We start from the raw sequence: 16821 nt of genomic DNA, 5'->3' as shown, positions 1-16821 counted from the left end.
AGCCAGAGTGGATGATCCTGACCGTTCTGCCGGTTCTGCCGCCAGATCTGCGTCCACTGGTACCGCTGGATGGTGGTCGTTTCGCAACGTCCGATCTTAACGATCTGTATCGTCGCGTTATCAACCGTAACAACCGTCTGAAGCGTCTGCTGGATCTGGCTGCGCCGGACATCATCGTACGCAACGAAAAACGTATGCTGCAGGAAGCGGTAGATGCCCTGCTGGATAACGGTCGTCGCGGTCGTGCGATCACCGGTTCTAACAAACGTCCTCTGAAATCTTTGGCCGACATGATCAAAGGTAAGCAGGGTCGTTTCCGTCAGAACCTGCTCGGTAAGCGTGTTGACTACTCCGGTCGTTCTGTTATCACCGTAGGTCCATACCTGCGTCTGCATCAGTGCGGTCTGCCGAAGAAAATGGCACTGGAGCTGTTCAAACCGTTCATCTACGGCAAGCTGGAGCTGCGTGGCCTCGCCACCACCATCAAAGCCGCTAAGAAAATGGTTGAGCGTGAAGAAGCTGTCGTTTGGGATATCCTGGACGAAGTGATCCGCGAACACCCAGTACTGCTGAACCGTGCACCAACCCTGCACCGTTTGGGTATCCAGGCATTCGAACCTGTTCTGATCGAAGGTAAAGCAATCCAGCTGCACCCGCTGGTTTGTGCGGCATATAACGCCGACTTCGATGGTGACCAGATGGCTGTTCACGTACCGCTGACGCTGGAAGCCCAGCTGGAAGCGCGTGCGCTGATGATGTCTACCAACAACATCCTGTCACCTGCGAACGGTGAGCCAATCATCGTTCCTTCTCAGGACGTTGTTTTGGGTCTGTACTACATGACCCGCGACAAAGTGAACGCCAAAGGCGAAGGCATGGTACTGACCGGCCCGAAAGAAGCTGAGCGTGTTTATCGCGCTGGCCAGGCCGAGCTGCATGCGCGCGTTAAAGTGCGTATCACTGAATACAGCAAAAATGAGCAGGAAGAGCTCGTTGCGAAAACCAGCCTGATCGACACCACCATTGGTCGTGCGATTCTGTGGATGATCGTACCGAAAGGTCTGCCTTACTCCATCGTCAACCAGGCGCTGGGTAAGAAAGCGATCTCTAAGATGCTGAACACCTGTTACCGCATCCTGGGCCTGAAGCCGACCGTTATCTTTGCTGACCAGACCATGTACACCGGCTTTGCTTACGCAGCCCGTTCAGGTGCCTCTGTCGGTATCGACGACATGGTGATCCCGGCTAAGAAAGCGGAAATCGTCGCGGAAGCGGAAGCGGAAGTTGCTGAGATTCAGGAACAGTTCCAGTCTGGTCTGGTTACTGCTGGCGAACGTTACAACAAAGTCATCGATATCTGGGCCGCAGCCAACGAACGCGTTTCCAAAGCGATGATGGACAACCTGCAAACTGAAACTGTGATCAACCGTCACGGTGAAGAAGAGCAGCAGGTGTCGTTCAACAGCATCTACATGATGGCCGACTCCGGTGCGCGTGGTTCTGCAGCACAGATTCGTCAGCTGGCAGGTATGCGTGGTCTGATGGCTAAGCCAGATGGCTCAATCATCGAAACGCCAATCACCGCGAACTTCCGTGAAGGTCTGAACGTACTCCAGTACTTCATCTCGACCCACGGTGCGCGTAAAGGTCTGGCCGATACCGCACTGAAAACGGCGAACTCCGGTTACCTGACCCGCCGTCTGGTTGACGTGGCGCAGGACCTGGTGGTCACCGAAGACGACTGTGGCACATTCGAAGGCATCATGATGACCCCGGTCATCGAAGGTGGCGACGTTAAAGAGCCGCTGCGTGAGCGTGTACTGGGGCGTGTGACAGCAGAAGACGTGCTGAAGCCGGGCACTGCGGACATCCTGATCCCGCGTAACACCCTGATCGATGAGCACTGGTGTGACGTGGTTGAACTGAACTCCGTGGACGCGATTAAAGTGCGTTCCGTGGTGAGCTGTGAAACCGACTTCGGTGTGTGTGCACACTGCTACGGTCGCGATCTGGCACGTGGTCACATCATCAACAAAGGTGAGGCCATCGGCGTTATCGCAGCACAGTCCATCGGTGAGCCGGGTACACAGCTGACGATGCGTACGTTCCACATCGGTGGTGCGGCATCTCGTGCGGCTGCTGAATCCAGCATTCAGGTGAAGAACAAAGGTACTATCAAGCTGACTAACGCCAAGTCGGTAACCAACTCCTCAGGGAAACTGGTTATCGTCTCACGTAACGTTGAGCTGAAAATGATCGACGAGTTCGGTCGTACCAAAGAGAGCTATAAAGTGCCTTACGGTGCGGTCATGGCCAAAGGTGATGGCGAGCAGGTTGCAGCGGGCGAGACCGTAGCAAACTGGGATCCACATACCATGCCGGTTATCACTGAAGTGGGCGGTTTCATTCGCTTCACTGACATGATCGACGGTCAGACCATTACTCGTCAGACTGACGATTTAACCGGTCTGTCATCGCTGGTGGTTCTGGATTCTGCAGAACGTACTGCGGGCGGTAAAGATCTGCGTCCTGCGCTGAAAATCGTTGATGCGAACGGTAATGATGTTCTGATCCCTGGTACTGATATGCCAGCACAGTACTTCCTGCCGGGCAAAGCGATTGTGCAGTTGGAAGATGGCGTGAAGATCAGCTCGGGTGATACCCTGGCGCGTGTTCCGCAAGAATCTGGCGGTACCAAGGACATCACCGGTGGTCTGCCACGCGTTGCTGACCTGTTCGAAGCGCGTCGTCCGAAAGAGCCAGCTATTCTGGCGGAGATCAGCGGTATCATCTCCTTCGGTAAAGAGACCAAAGGTAAGCGTCGTCTGGTGATTACACCGGTTGATGGTAGCGATCCGTACGAAGAGATGATTCCAAAATGGCGTCAGCTGAACGTATTCGAAGGTGAGCGCGTAGAACGTGGTGACGTTGTTTCTGACGGCCCAGAGTCTCCGCACGACATCCTGCGTCTGCGTGGCGTCCATGCTGTGACCCGTTACATCACTAACGAAGTGCAGGAAGTTTACCGCCTGCAGGGCGTTAAGATTAACGATAAGCACATCGAAGTCATCGTGCGTCAGATGCTGCGTAAAGCAACCATCCTGAGCGCGGGTAGCTCGGAGTTCCTGGAAGGCGAGCAGGCGGAAGTCTCTCGTATCAAGATCTCCAACCGCGATCTGGAAGCGAACGGCAAAATCGGCGCGACGTACATGCGTGACCTGCTGGGTATCACCAAAGCCTCGCTGGCAACCGAATCGTTCATCTCTGCGGCATCGTTCCAGGAGACCACCCGTGTCCTGACCGAAGCAGCGGTAGCCGGCAAGCGCGACGAACTGCGCGGCCTGAAAGAGAACGTTATCGTGGGTCGTCTGATCCCGGCCGGTACCGGTTATGCTTACCACCAGGATCGTATGCGTCGCCGTCAGGCGGGTGAAGCACCGGTTGCACCGCAGGTGACTGCGGATGAAGCCTCTGCCAGCCTCGCTGAGCTGCTGAACGCTGGTCTGGGCGGTAGCGACGACGAATAATCGTCTGCTCTGCTGACCATGAAAAAACCCTGCCTCGGCAGGGTTTTTTTTCGTCTGAAATCCGCGTTATTTCTGATTGATATCCTGACGCGTCAGCCCGATATCACGCAGCTGCGCATCACTCAGGTGCGAAAGAATCTCCCGCGTTTCCCGTCTGGCCTGCCAGCGTTTTATCGCGCGCACGCCGCCACGAAAGATATCGAGTAAGGTCACGCTGAACGGTTTTGCCGCCCGGTTCTGATCGAATTCCATAATCCCAGCCCTCAATATGATGTCTGAACAACATTTTCCCTCTGATGGCGAATGCAATACAGATTCAAAAATCACTTATCTTTAACATACAGATTGCGCCCGTACCGATCTGAATGGTAGAAATAGGCGTCATCTGTACTGATTTTTGATCACCGTTAACGCAGCGAGGCACACAATGACGCGCTATCAACATCTGGCCTGTCTGCTTTCAGACCGAATTGAGCAGGGGCTGTATCGCAGCGGCGAACGCTTGCCCTCGGTGCGTACGCTCAGCATCGAGCACGGCGTCAGCATCAGCACCGTGCAGCAGGCTTATCATCTGCTGGAAGAGAAGCAGCTTATCGTGCCGCAGCCGCGTTCCGGCTATTTTGTCGCTACCCGTAAAGCCACGCCGCCGGTGCCGGCGATGACCCGACCCGTACAGCGTCCGGTTGAGATCACCCAGTGGGAATCGGTGCTGGAGCTGCTGAGCAGCCGCATTAATGGCGACGTGCTGCAGCTGGGCAGCGGCATGCCGGATCTGACCCAGCCGACGCTCAAGCCGCTGTGGAAAATCATGGGCCGCATGGCGCAGAAGCAGGACATGGATCAGCTCAACTACGACAGCCTGCTCGGCGTGGCAGCGCTGCGCGAGCAGATTGCGCGGCTGACAATTGACAGCGGCTGTCAGCTGACGGCGGAAGAAATTGTCATCACCACCGGTTGCCATGAAGCGCTGTCGGTGTCGATTCGCGCCGTGTGCGAGCCAGGCGATATCATTGCCGTTGAGTCGCCGGCGTTTCACGGCACCATGCAGACACTGCGCGGTCTGGGCATCCGCGCCATTGAAATCCCTACCGATGCGGTCAGCGGGATCAGTCTTGAGGCGCTGGAGCTGGCGTTTGAGCAGTGGCCAATCAAAGCGGTGGTGGTGGTACCCAACTGCAATAACCCGCTTGGATTTATCATGCCGGAAGCGCGTAAGCGCGCGCTGCTGACGCTGGCGCAGCGCTTTGACGCGGCGATCATTGAAGATGATGTTTACGGCGAGCTGGCGTGGGAGTATCCGCGTCCGATCACCATCAAATCGCTGGATATGGATGGCCGCGTGCTGCTGTGCAGTTCGTTTTCCAAAACCCTTGCGCCCGGCTTGCGCGTGGGCTGGGTCGCGCCGGGACGCTATCGCGATCGCGTACTGCACATGAAATATATTGGCACCGGTTCGACGGCAACGCAGCCGCAGTATGCGGTCGCGGAGTTTATTCGTCAGGGCCATTACCTGCCGCATTTGCGCCGCATGCGCCAGGTGTATCAGCGTAACTATGAGACGTTTAGCTGCTGGGTGCGCCACTATTTTCCCTGCGGCATTTGCGTCTCGCGGCCGCAGGGCAGTTTCCTGATGTGGATTGAGCTGCCGGAAGCCTTCGATGCGGTGCGGCTGAATGCGGAGCTGCGGGAGCTGAAAATCCAGGTGGCGGTCGGTTCGCTGTTTTCGGCGGCGGGTAAATATCGCAACTGCCTGCGCCTCAATTATGGTCTGCCAATGAATGAGCAAACCGAGCAGGCGATTGCCAGCCTCGGCGCAGCCGTGGAGCGTGCCATGCAGGCCTGCAGTGCGGAAACGCGCCATATCACCTCCCTGACAGAATAACGGTGGAAAGGCAGGGCCGGACAGAGAGTCGGGGAAGCCAGCCCTGGCCCGCTGCAAGCGACAGCGGGCAGGCTCACTTTAGCGATTGTCCCCGGTCGCGCCAGCCCTGACTGCTGCCGTTTGCGCGCCGTATTCGCGGATTTTTAGCGCCGTTGCAGTCAGTTACAACGCTTTTGCGACATGCTCTGGGGATTCTACCAGCGCCAGCAGCTGGCGGGTGGCCGCCTGCCAGTCTTCCGCCTGGGTAATCGCGCTGACCACGGCAATGCTGCCGACACCGGTCGCCAGCACCTCCGGCACGCGTGCCAGCGAAATGCCGCCAATCGCCACGGTGGGAATATGCTGCAGCCGCGCCAGATGGCGCTTCAGCTCGGCTATGCCCTGTGGCGCAGAGGGCATCTCTTTGGTTTGTGTCGGAAAGATGTGGCCGAGCGCAATATAGGACGGACGCAGCGCCAGCGCGCGATCCAGCTCGGCGTCATCGTGTGTCGACAGACCCAGGCGTAAGCCGGCGTGGCGGATAGCGTCCAGGTCGGCCACATCCAGATCCTCCTGACCAAGATGCACACCATAGGCGTTGTACTTAATCGCTAAGCGCCAGTAATCGTTGATAAACAGCCGCGCACCGTACTGTTTGCCCAGGGCGATGGCATCGCGTACTGCGGCTTCGATCTGGCGATCATCGCCATCTTTGATGCGCAGCTGGAGGGTGCGCACGCCGGCTGCCAGCAGGCGTTCAATCCACAACACGCTGTCGACAACCGGATAGAGCCCCAGTTTTGGCGCGGTGGCAGGGAAGGCTTCAGTCATCATTTTTCCTCTTTCAGGGCATCGGCGGCGTGATACAGCTCGCCGCCACGGCTACGGAAGGCATCGGACATTTGCGCCATGCCCAGCGCTATCGGCTGGGCTTCAGCCTGCTGGCGGGCGGCAAATTCGCGCACTTCCTGGGTGATTTTCATTGAACAGAATTTGGGGCCGCACATGGAACAGAAGTGGGCCACTTTGCCGGATTCCTGCGGCAGGGTTTCGTCGTGATAGGCCCGCGCGGTATGCGGATCGAGCGCCAGATTAAACTGATCTTCCCAGCGAAACTCGAAGCGAGCTTTCGACATGGCGTTGTCGCGGATCTGCGCGCCGGGATGGCCTTTAGCCAGATCGGCAGCGTGCGCGGCGATCTTGTAGGTAATCAGCCCCTGCTTAACATCCTCTTTATTCGGCAGGCCAAGGTGCTCTTTCGGCGTGACGTAGCACAGCATCGCGCAGCCAAACCAGCCGATCATGGCGGCGCCAATCCCGGAGGTGAAATGATCGTAGCCCGGCGCGATATCGGTCGTCAGCGGGCCCAGCGTATAAAACGGCGCTTCATGGCAGTGTTCCAGCTGCTCGGTCATATTGCGGCGGATCATCTGCATCGGCACGTGACCGGGGCCTTCAATCATGACCTGCACATCATATTGCCAGGCGATTTGCGTCAGCTCGCCTAAGGTACGCAGTTCGGCAAACTGGGCTTCGTCGTTGGCGTCCTGAATCGAGCCGGGACGTAAACCATCACCGAGCGACAGCGCGACATCATAGGCGGCGCAGATTTCACAGATTTCGCGGAAATGCTGGTAGAGGAAGTTTTCCTGATGATGTGACAGGCACCACTTCGCCATGATGGAGCCGCCGCGCGACACGATGCCGGTCAGCCGTTGTGCGGTCATCGGCACATAGCGCAGCAGCACGCCCGCGTGAATGGTGAAGTAATCAACGCCCTGCTCAGCCTGTTCCAGCAGGGTATCGCGGAAAATGTCCCAGTTAAGATCTTCTGCAATACCGTTGACCTTTTCCAGCGCCTGATAGATTGGCACCGTGCCGATCGGCACCGGACTGTTGCGCAAAATCCACTCGCGCGTTTCATGGATATAGCGGCCGGTCGACAGATCCATCACGGTATCTGCCCCCCAGCGCGTGGCCCACACCAGTTTTTCCACTTCCTCTTCAATCGACGAACTTACCGCCGAGTTGCCGATGTTGGCGTTGACCTTCACCAGAAAATTGCGGCCGATGATCATCGGCTCCGATTCGGGGTGATTGATGTTGGCAGGAATGATGGCGCGGCCGCTGGCCACTTCGGCGCGTACGAATTCGGCGCTGATATTCTCTGGCAGCTGCGCACCAAAGCCGTGGCCGGCGTGCTGCTGCAACAGCGTTGCACTGCGGATACGCTCACGTCCCATGTTTTCGCGCAGCGCGATAAACTCCATCTCCGGCGTGATGATGCCCTGACGCGCATAATGCAGCTGCGTGACGCGGCGACCCGCTTTGGCACGGCGCGGCAGCGGCAGGTGTTCAAAACGCAGATGATCCAGCCCGTCATCTGCCAGCCGCTGCTGACTGTAGCTTGAGCTGAGTGCGCTGATGGTTTCGCTGTCGTTGCGTTCGGCAATCCAGCCGGCGCGTAATTTTGCCAGACCCTGATGCACATTAATGGTCGCGTGGGGATCGCCATAGGCACCGGCAGTGTCATACACCGGCACCGGTTCATTTTCTGCGTATTGCGGATGATCTTTGCTGCCGCCGGTGTGCGTCGGGCTGAGCTGAATTTCGCGCATCGGGACGCGGATATCCGCGCGGCTGCCGCTGATCCAGATACGTTTGGAGTTAGGGAAGGCGGTTCCCTGGAGCGAATCGATAAATTTTTGCGCCTGCGCGCGTTGTTCACGACGTGAGGTTTTAGCATCAGACATAGCAAGTTTCCTGAAAACAAGGGGAAGCTGCTTGTCCGGAGTCCGGAAGGAGTAACAGAAACGGTGCCGGGCGCCTGACTGCACCGTGCTGATCACATCTACTCTTGTTCCCTTCGCAGGTACTAACCTGATCAGGTTCCGCGGATCCCGAATTAACGGTCTCAGCCCCTAAGGGCACTCCGACAAGTTTACGTTTTACGCGATAAGCGACTTTACTGACTGCTGCACGCTGCGCTTATATCGCAAAGTTTGATTGTGGATTGTCGTTAAAAAAGACAATAAAAAAGCCCATTCAGCATAAAAGGGCTTTTCCTGAATAACAAGTCTTTTACAACTGCAGCGGTTCAGGCCGGACGAGCAATGGTGCTGTCATTGGCTACCGGCGGGCGCGCCAGCTGGTTATCCCAGGCGAGCTGAATCAGTTTGTCTTCCAGCGTAAAGCGTGACTCCAGCGCTTCGCCCACTTCTGACAGCGCCTGCTGGAAATCCACGCAGTTGTCGTCATTAATGGCCTGCTGCAGATGGCTGTCATACAGTTGCATCAGCCGTTCAGTATTGCCTTCCAGCGCCGGATAGATCTGCGCTGCCGCAATCATCGGGCTGTCGCCGGACATCTCGCTGATGATGCGCTCGTAAACGCTGAAGTGGCCGGTAGAGAGATAGTCCACCAGACGATGGCAAAACGCATCCAGCGCCTGTTCATCCAGCGCGGTCAGCGCTTCTTTGTTCGGCTTCATGCCAATTAACTCGTAATAGGTGACGAGCAGCTGTCGACGGGCGCGCAACCATGAGTCGACTAATTCATTACCGCCACCTACACGCTCGGTCAGGTTATCTAACTGGGTAAGCATACGGGGCTCCAGGTGAGTTATAGTTGTTTATTACACACTTAACATCAGGATTTCAGCGTGCCATTTGACGCTAAGGACAACGATTAAGATGCAACGTGAGATCTCAAGCGTAGACGCTGGCTGGTGGATTGTCAGCTCCGCGCAGAAACTTTGGTTGCCGCAAGGCGAGTTGCCGCATGGCTTATCCGGCGAGTTTGGCCTGACCGGCAGCAGCGGCAGAGTGATTGGCGAGTGGCAGGGCGAAAACGTCTGGCTGGTATGCGAAGCGCGTCCGGACAATATGGCCTCGGTGCGCCAGCTGATTGACGAAGATGTCGGTCTGTTTCAGCTCGCCGGGCGCGGCGTGCAGCTGGCTGAGTTCTACCGTTCGCATCGCTGGTGCGGCTATTGCGGCCATGAAATGCAGCACAGCAAGCGCGAATTTGCCTGCCTGTGCAGCCACTGCCGCGAGCGCTACTATCCGCAAATCGCCCCCTGTATCATTGTGGCGATTCGTCGCGGTGAGGAGATCCTGCTGGCAAACCATGCGCGCCATCGCAACAGCATCTACACCGTGCTGGCCGGTTTTGTCGAAGTCGGCGAAACGCTGGAGCAGGCGGTGGCCCGCGAGGTGATGGAAGAGAGCAACGTGCGGGTAAAAAATGTGCGTTACGTGACCTCGCAGCCGTGGCCGTTTCCGCACTCGCTGATGATGGCGTTCATGGCGGAGTACGATGGCGGCGAGCTGCAGCATGATGGTAAAGAGCTGCTGGATGCTGGCTGGTATCGTTACGACGACCTGCCCCTGTTGCCGCCGCCGGGCACCGTGGCGCGCCGGCTGATTGAAGATACGGTTGCGCTGTGTCGCGCCAGCGCGGCGTGAAAATGCTACACTGCCGGCCTTAGCATGAGAGAGCCCATTATGAGTGAACTGAAGAACGATCGTTATCTGCGCGCCCTGTTACGCCAGCCGGTGGATATCACCCCGGTATGGATGATGCGACAAGCCGGGCGTTACCTGCCGGAATACAAAGCCACGCGCGCTGAGGCCGGTGATTTTATGTCGCTGTGTAAGAACGCGGAGCTGGCATGCGAAGTCACCCTGCAGCCGCTGCGCCGCTATGCGCTGGATGCCGCGATCCTCTTCAGCGATATCCTCACCATTCCGGATGCGATGGGCCTGGGGCTCTACTTTGAGACCGGCGAAGGCCCGCGTTTCTCCCATCCAATCATCTGTCGTGCCGATGTGGATAAACTGCCGGTGCCGGATCCGGAGCAGGAGCTGGGTTACGTGATGAATGCGGTGCGCACCATCCGTCACAACCTCAAAGGCGAAGTGCCGCTGATCGGTTTCTCCGGCAGCCCGTGGACGCTGGCAACCTACATGGTAGAAGGCGGCAGCAGCAAGGCTTTCACCAAAATCAAGAAGATGATGTACGCCGAGCCGCAGACACTGCACGCGCTGCTGGATAAGCTGGCAGAGAGCGTGATCCTTTACCTCAACGCGCAGATTAAAGCGGGTGCGCAGTCGGTGATGGTGTTTGATACCTGGGGCGGCGTGCTGACCGGGCGCGACTATCGCGAATTCTCACTCTATTACATGCACAAAATCGTCGACAGCGTGCTGCATGAGAACGAAGGACGACGCGTGCCCATCACCCTGTTTACCAAGGGCGGCGGCCAGTGGCTGGAAGAGATGGCGGCCACCGGCTGTGATGCGCTGGGTCTTGACTGGACCACCGATATTGGCGAAGCGCGGCGCCGTGTGGGCGATAAAGTCGCGCTGCAGGGCAACATGGATCCGTCTATGCTGTATGCACCCCCTGCACGAATTGAGCAGGAAGTGGCAGGGATTCTGGAAGGCTTTGGCGCAGGCGAAGGCCACGTCTTCAACCTCGGTCACGGGATTCATCAGGATGTTCCGCCAGAGCACGCTGGCGCGTTTGTGGAGGCGGTGCATCGGCTATCACGACCATATCATCAGGGATAAGCATGGATTTAGCCGCACTACGACAGCAACAGGTACAGCTCGCCGCCAGCGTGGTGCGGCAGGATGATTTTGACGTACTGCCGCCGCGCTTCATTGGCGGCGCCGATGTCGGTTTTGAACAGGGCGGCGAGGTAACGCGCGCCGCCCTGGTGATCCTCGAATACCCTTCATTAACGCTGGTGGAGCATCGCATCGCGCGTGTCGCGACCACCATGCCTTACATCCCCGGTTTTCTCTCGTTTCGCGAAATTCCAGCCCTGCAGGCGGCGTGGCAGCAATTGTCGCAGCGGCCCGATCTGCTGTTCGTCGATGGCCATGGCATCTCTCATCCGCGCCGACTGGGCGTTGCCGCGCATTTCGGCTCGCTGCTGGATGTGCCGACTATCGGCGTAGCGAAAAAGCGCCTGTGCGGCCGTTTCGCTGAGCTGAATGCGGCACCGGGCAGTCGTCAGCCGCTGATGGATAAAGGCGAGCAGATTGCCTGGGTATGGCGCAGCAAGACGCGCTGCAATCCGCTGTTTGTCTCAACCGGCCACCGCGTCAGCCTCGACAGCGCACTGCACTGGGTTGAAGCCTGCATGGCTGGCTACCGCTTGCCGGAGCCAACGCGCTGGGCCGATGCCGTGGCGTCTGGCCGTCCCGCTTTTGTGAAGTGGCAAAATGCGCGCTAACGCTGTTTGTGTGCGGCTTTTGCGGTACACTGCCGCCAGCTAATCTACCGAGAGTAAGTTTGATGTTACAGAACCCCGTCCATTTGCGTCTGGCGAAGCTGGAAAGCTGGCAGCACATGACCTTTATGGCCTGTCTGTGCGAGCGGATGTTCCCCAATTACTGGGCCTTCTGTCAGCAGACCGAGTTTGCCGATCCGCAGCTCTATCGCCGCATTCTCGACCTGGTGTGGGAAAGCCTGACGGTGAAGGATGCCAAAATCAATTTCGACAGCCAGCTGGAGAAACTGGAAGCGGCGATCCCAAACGGTGACGACTTTGACGTTTACGGCGTGCACCCGGCGATTGACGCCTGCGTGGCGCTGAGTGAACTCCTGCACGCGCAGCTGAGCGGTGAAACGCTGGAGCACGCCATCGAAGTCAGCCGCACGTCGATCACTACCGTGGCCATCCTCGAAATGACCCAGGCCGGTCGCGAAATGAGCGACGAAGAGCTGCGTGACAACCAGGCGGTAATTGACGAATGGGACCTGCAGTGGGAGATTTTTCGCCTGCTGGCAGAGTGCGAAGAACGGGACCTGGAGCTAATCAAAGGGCTACGTGCAGACCTGCGTGAAGCCGGAATCAGTAACATCGGTATAATTTTTCAGCAATAAGGCGAGAAAACGTGACTTCAGGCCCGAATTACCGCGCCTGGAGGCTTCACATCAGCCCCCTGTCTGGTCTACATTTGGGGGGCTGAAAATTGTGGCTATCTTTGCGTGCAGGTTGAAGAGTGCCAGAATATGGCTTTTCCCTCGCACTCGTTGCTTAGCAAGCGATAAATACACTTTAAGGATAACTTATGAACAAGACTCAACTGATTGATGTGATCGCAGAGAAAGCTGACCTGTCAAAAACCCAGGCTAAAGCTGCGCTGGAATCTACCCTGGCTGCGATCACTGAGTCTCTGAAAGAAGGTGATGCTGTACAACTGGTTGGTTTTGGTACTTTTAAAGTGAACCACCGCGCTGAGCGTACCGGTCGCAACCCGCAGACTGGCAAAGAGATCAAAATCGCTGCAGCTAACGTGCCAGCGTTCGTCTCTGGTAAAGCACTGAAAGACGCTGTTAAGTAAGTTTTCCGCATCGCGGTTTAGCTTTAAAAGAGGGGCGATTTCGCCCCTTTTTGTTACCGGGGCCTGCTATGCTGAACATCTCTCCTCAGCGCCTCTGCGCCATCCTCCTCGGGGTATTACTCACCGGCTGCAGTGCCACTCCCGATCTTCCGGCTTTCACCGCCAGCGGCTATCTGTCTGACCGTGGCACGGTGCGAATCTGGCGTAAAAACGGCGACCACGAAGCCGTCCATCTGCGTACTGTCTACACCCCTTTCAATGGCGATAGCCGGGAAACCACCGACTATATCTGGCAGGCGGATCAACTGCTGAGCGTGGAACGGCACGTCACTGGCCAGCAGCCGGACGACGTAACCCTGCGTTTCGACCATCAGGGCAACCTCAATTTTATGCAGCGACAGCTGGCTGGCCGGCGTGAAGCCGTCAGCGCCGACAGCGTCGAGCTGTACCGGTTTGACGCGCAGCGCATGCTGGCGCAGAGCAATGCACTGCTGAGTGGCCGGGTACTGTTGCGGCAGGGGCACTGGCAGGGCGGTACGCAGGTTCGTGACTGTGAGGGGCAGCAGGTGAATGTGGCGTTCGATCGCGACACGCTGGCGACGCTGTATCGACAACAGCAGGGGCAGCAACAGCCGATTACCCTGTCGTGGCTGGAAGCGCCAGAGGGGATTCAGCTGCTGCGTGCCACGCCGGAAGATGAGTGCCGCTGGCAGCCGAAAGAGCCTGATTTTTAGCGGCGACCAGCTGGCCGCCGCCGGGGGCTTACTTGCGGTTAATCGCGCGGTAACCGATATCATTACGGCAGAAGCTGCCGTTCCATGAGATGTGCTGCGCCAGCGCGTAGGCATTCTTCTGCGCTGCTGCCACATCTTCACCCAGCGCAGTCACGCACAGTACGCGACCGCCGCTGGTTACCACCAGGTCATCTTTCAGGGTGGTGCCGGCATGGAATACCTTCCCGTCCGGTACGTCTTCCAGCGGCAGACCGTGGATCTGATCGCCCGTGTTGTAGTCGCCCGGATAACCGCCAGCGGCCAGCACCACGCCGAGTGACGGGCGCGGATCCCACTGTGACTGCTGCTGATCGAGCTTGCCGTCGACGGCGGCGAGGCACAGCGCGACCAGATCCGACTGCAGGCGCAGCATGATCGGCTGCGTTTCCGGATCGCCGAAGCGGCAGTTGAATTCGATCACCTTCGGCTGACCGGCTTTGTCGATCATCAGACCGGCATACAGGAAACCGGTGTAGGTGTTACCTTCCGCTTTCATGCCGTTGACGGTTGGCCAGATGATCTGATCCATCACGCGCTGGTGGATCTCATCGGTCACTACCGGTGCCGGTGAGTAAGCGCCCATGCCACCGGTGTTCGGCCCGGTGTCGCCGTCGCCAACACGTTTGTGATCCTGGCTGGTGGCCATTGGCAGGACATTATCGCCGTCCACCATCACGATGAAGCTGGCTTCTTCACCATCAAGAAACTCTTCGATGACGATGCGGTGACCTGCGTCGCCAAATGCATTGCCGGCCAGCATGTCCTGTACTGCCGCTTCCGCTTCGGCCAGCGTCATGGCGACAATGACGCCTTTACCCGCGGCCAGACCGTCCGCTTTGATGACGATCGGCGCGCCTTTCTCACGCAGGTAAGCCAGCGCGGGTTCCACCTCGGTGAAGTTCTGGTATTCCGCCGTCGGGATCTGCTGGCGGGCAAGGAAATCTTTGGTGAAGGCTTTTGAGCCCTCCAGCTGCGCGGCCGCCTGCGTCGGGCCAAAGATTTTCAGGCCGGCAGCGCGAAACGCATCGACTACGCCAATCACCAGCGGCGCTTCCGGTCCGACGATGGTCAGGTCGATGTTTTCCTGCTGCGCAAACGCCAGCAGTGCCGGAATATCGGTGGCGCTGATGGCCACGTTCTGCAGGGCCGGCTCCAGCGCGGTACCGGCGTTGCCTGGCGCAACAAATACCGTTTCTGCCAGCGGCGACTGTGCTGCTTTCCACGCCAGCGCGTGTTCACGTCCACCATTACCAATCACTAAAATTTTCATCGTTACGGCTCCAGGCTATTAATGGCGGAAATGACGCATGTCAGTGAAGATCATCGCGATGCCGTGCTCGTCGGCGGCAGCAATAACTTCATCATCGCGAATGGAACCGCCCGGCTGGATCACACAGGTGATGCCCACTGCTGCTGCGGCATCAATGCCATCGCGGAACGGGAAGAAGGCGTCGGAAGCCATGGCGGAACCCTTCACCTCCAGTCCTTCGTCAGCGGCTTTGATGCCGGCAATTTTGGCAGAGTAAACGCGGCTCATCTGGCCCGCGCCAATACCGATCGTCATGTTGTCGCGTGCATACACAATGGCGTTGGATTTAACGAACTTCGCCACTTTCCAGCAGAACAGCGCGTCACGCAGCTCCTGTTCGGTCGGCTGACGTTGGCTGACAACGCGCAGCTGGCTGGCATCGACCATACCGAGATCGCGATCCTGAACCAGCAGTCCACCGTTGACGCGTTTGAAGTCGAGACCGGCCACGCGGCTCTGCCACTGACCGCACACCAGAACGCGGACGTTCTGTTTGGCTGCGGTCACGCGCAGTGCCGCTTCACTGGCCGATGGCGCAATAATGACTTCCACGAACTGACGGCTGATGATCGCCTGCGCGGTCGCTTCATCCAGCTCACGGTTAAAGGCGATGATGCCGCCGAACGCCGAGGTCGGATCGGTTTTATAAGCGCGCTCGTAGGCGGCAAGAATTGAATCGCCTACGGCGACGCCGCATGGGTTAGCGTGCTTGACGATAACGCAGGCTGGCTCGCTGAACTCCTTGACGCACTCCAGTGCCGCATCGGTATCGGCAATATTGTTGTAGGACAGCGCTTTGCCCTGCAGCTGCTGTGCGGTGGCGACCGACGCTTCGCTGACTTGCTCTTCAATATAGAAAGCAGCGTCCTGATGGCTGTTCTCGCCGTAACGCATATCCTGCTTTTTAATAAAGTTGAGGTTCAGGGTGCGCGGGAAGCGGCCCGCCGGCGCAGAGCTTTCGCCGTGATAGGCCGGTACCAGGCTGCCAAAGTAGTTGGCAATCATGCTGTCGTAAGCGGCAGTGTGTTCGAAGGCTTTGATTGCCAGATCGAAACGGGTTTCCAGCGTCAGGGAGTTTTCGTTGGCATCGAGCTCCGCGATGATCGCGTCGTAGTCACTGCTCTTCACCACGATCGCCACGTCTTTGTGGTTCTTGGCTGCCGAGCGCACCATAGTGGGACCGCCGATATCAATGTTCTCAACGGCATCTTCCAGGCTGCAGTCAGGTTTCGCCACGGTCTGGGCAAAGGGATAGAGGTTAACGACCACCATGTCGATAGGATTGATGGCGTGCTCGGCCATGATGGCATCATCAGTGCCGCGACGGCCCAGAATGCCACCGTGCACTTTGGGGTGCAGCGTTTTGACGCGTCCATCCATCATTTCCGGGAAACCGGTGTAGTCAGAAACTTCAGTAACGGGCAGGCCCGCATCTGCCAGCAGGCGAGCAGTACCACCTGTGGAGAGCAGCTCAACACCACGGCTGGAGAGTGCCTGAGCAAATTCGAGGATACCGGCTTTATCAGAGACACTGAGTAGAGCGCGGCGTACAGGACGACGTTGTTGCATGGTGGTTTTATCCCTTGGCTTTGTTTCGCGTAAATAAGAGCGTTACATCAGGCTTAACTTTCTCTCTCTATATATAGAAGAGAACATTTACCTCAGGTAACGCCCCAGAAGGGGCATCCTTGACGTCGCGGGGCATTGTAGCGAAAACGTTTGCGCGATGCTCGCCTAAATTTATTACCGGCTGCAGATGTGGATAACTTTGTGTGTAACCGGGTATAAGACGGGGTTTTGCTGTGGAATGCAGCGAACGATTGTTTTTATTGAATTTAGCGGTTGCGCGTGCCGAACAACTCCCTATAATGCGCCTCCATCGACACGGCACAACGACTTACGGAATGCGGTGTAGACAGGAAGCTTCGTTAAGAACTTCCGCCGGAGAAAAACGCTGAAAAAAGTGTTTGACTCTGAAGGAGGAAAGCGTAAT

General features: G+C 57.6%; 14 protein-coding genes and 1 riboswitch. Of the genes, 8 read left to right on the top strand and 6 right to left on the bottom strand.

Features of this window, described 5'->3' with window-relative positions:
- Positions 1–3527, top strand: a 3527-nt coding sequence (gene rpoC / locus QMM04_RS14040; RefSeq protein ID WP_282996377.1) for a DNA-directed RNA polymerase subunit beta', incomplete at its 5' end; no start/stop codon positions are given.
- 66 nt (positions 3528–3593) lie between these two features.
- On the opposite strand, the gene QMM04_RS14035 is transcribed toward rpoC, so the two are convergent.
- Positions 3594–3779: a DUF1127 domain-containing protein gene (locus QMM04_RS14035; protein WP_058769981.1), complete on the bottom strand. Its 186-nt coding sequence runs from the start codon at positions 3777–3779 to the stop codon at positions 3594–3596.
- A gap of 175 nt (positions 3780–3954) precedes the next feature.
- On the opposite strand from QMM04_RS14035, the gene QMM04_RS14030 reads away from it, so the two are divergent.
- The gene (locus QMM04_RS14030; protein ID WP_058769980.1) at positions 3955–5409 is read left to right on the top strand and encodes a PLP-dependent aminotransferase family protein; all 1455 of its coding nucleotides are present in this window, start codon (positions 3955–3957) and stop codon (positions 5407–5409) included.
- Between the two features lie 162 nt (positions 5410–5571).
- Here the strand turns inward: QMM04_RS14030 and thiE are convergent, their stop codons facing one another.
- The 3 genes from thiE to QMM04_RS14015 all read right to left on the bottom strand — a co-directional run bounded on the left by thiE (position 5572) and on the right by QMM04_RS14015 (position 8992).
- Complete coding sequence (gene thiE / locus QMM04_RS14025; RefSeq protein ID WP_021508201.1) at positions 5572–6219, bottom strand: thiamine phosphate synthase; 648 nt, start codon at positions 6217–6219, stop codon at positions 5572–5574.
- Positions 6219–8141, bottom strand: coding sequence for a phosphomethylpyrimidine synthase ThiC (gene thiC, locus QMM04_RS14020; protein ID WP_021508200.1), 1923 nt, complete (start codon positions 8139–8141; stop codon positions 6219–6221). Before thiC ends, thiE begins: the two co-directional genes overlap by 1 nt.
- Positions 8142–8232: 91 nt before the next feature.
- Positions 8233–8333, bottom strand: a riboswitch (TPP riboswitch).
- Positions 8334–8485: 152 nt separating this feature from the next.
- Positions 8486–8992 carry an Rsd/AlgQ family anti-sigma factor gene (locus tag QMM04_RS14015; RefSeq protein WP_021508199.1) on the bottom strand — a complete coding sequence of 169 codons (507 nt, stop codon included), beginning with the start codon at positions 8990–8992 and terminating at the stop codon, positions 8486–8488.
- 88 nt (positions 8993–9080) lie between these two features.
- Here QMM04_RS14015 and nudC point away from each other — a divergent pair, with 88 nt between their 5' ends.
- From nudC to QMM04_RS13985, 6 genes are all read left to right on the top strand, one after another.
- Complete coding sequence (gene nudC / locus QMM04_RS14010; RefSeq protein ID WP_021508198.1) at positions 9081–9854, top strand: NAD(+) diphosphatase; 774 nt, start codon at positions 9081–9083, stop codon at positions 9852–9854.
- Between the two features lie 39 nt (positions 9855–9893).
- Entirely contained in the window at positions 9894–10961 is a 1068-nt protein-coding gene (hemE, locus tag QMM04_RS14005; protein WP_215480786.1) for a uroporphyrinogen decarboxylase, read from the top strand.
- Between the two features lie 2 nt (positions 10962–10963).
- Positions 10964–11632, top strand: a complete 669-nt coding sequence (nfi, locus tag QMM04_RS14000; protein ID WP_215480787.1) for a deoxyribonuclease V — start codon at positions 10964–10966, stop codon at positions 11630–11632.
- 62 nt (positions 11633–11694) lie between these two features.
- The gene (locus QMM04_RS13995; protein WP_031279834.1) at positions 11695–12285 is read left to right on the top strand and encodes a YjaG family protein; all 591 of its coding nucleotides are present in this window, start codon (positions 11695–11697) and stop codon (positions 12283–12285) included.
- 188 nt (positions 12286–12473) lie between these two features.
- A complete protein-coding gene (gene hupA / locus QMM04_RS13990) occupies positions 12474–12746 on the top strand; it encodes a nucleoid-associated protein HU-alpha (protein WP_006121511.1) in 273 nt (90 codons plus the stop codon).
- 68 nt (positions 12747–12814) lie between these two features.
- On the top strand, positions 12815–13480 hold the full coding sequence (locus QMM04_RS13985) for a DUF1481 domain-containing protein (RefSeq protein ID WP_058776449.1): 666 nt from the start codon (positions 12815–12817) through the stop codon (positions 13478–13480).
- Between the two features lie 28 nt (positions 13481–13508).
- On the opposite strand, the gene purD is transcribed toward QMM04_RS13985, so the two are convergent.
- Both purD and purH read right to left on the bottom strand, forming a co-directional pair.
- Positions 13509–14789: a phosphoribosylamine--glycine ligase gene (purD, locus tag QMM04_RS13980; RefSeq protein WP_021508193.1), complete on the bottom strand. Its 1281-nt coding sequence runs from the start codon at positions 14787–14789 to the stop codon at positions 13509–13511.
- An 18-nt stretch (positions 14790–14807) separates the two neighbouring features.
- Positions 14808–16397, bottom strand: a complete 1590-nt coding sequence (gene purH / locus QMM04_RS13975; RefSeq protein WP_282996376.1) for a bifunctional phosphoribosylaminoimidazolecarboxamide formyltransferase/IMP cyclohydrolase — start codon at positions 16395–16397, stop codon at positions 14808–14810.
- Positions 16398–16821: the final 424 nt, after the last annotated feature.

Origin of the sequence: Pantoea sp. Pa-EAmG, from assembly GCF_030024295.1 — a bacterium.
Classification (GTDB): domain Bacteria; phylum Pseudomonadota; class Gammaproteobacteria; order Enterobacterales; family Enterobacteriaceae; genus Pantoea; species Pantoea dispersa.
Note: the sequence above shows the minus strand (reverse complement) of the source record. Positions and strands in the feature narration are given on the sequence as shown.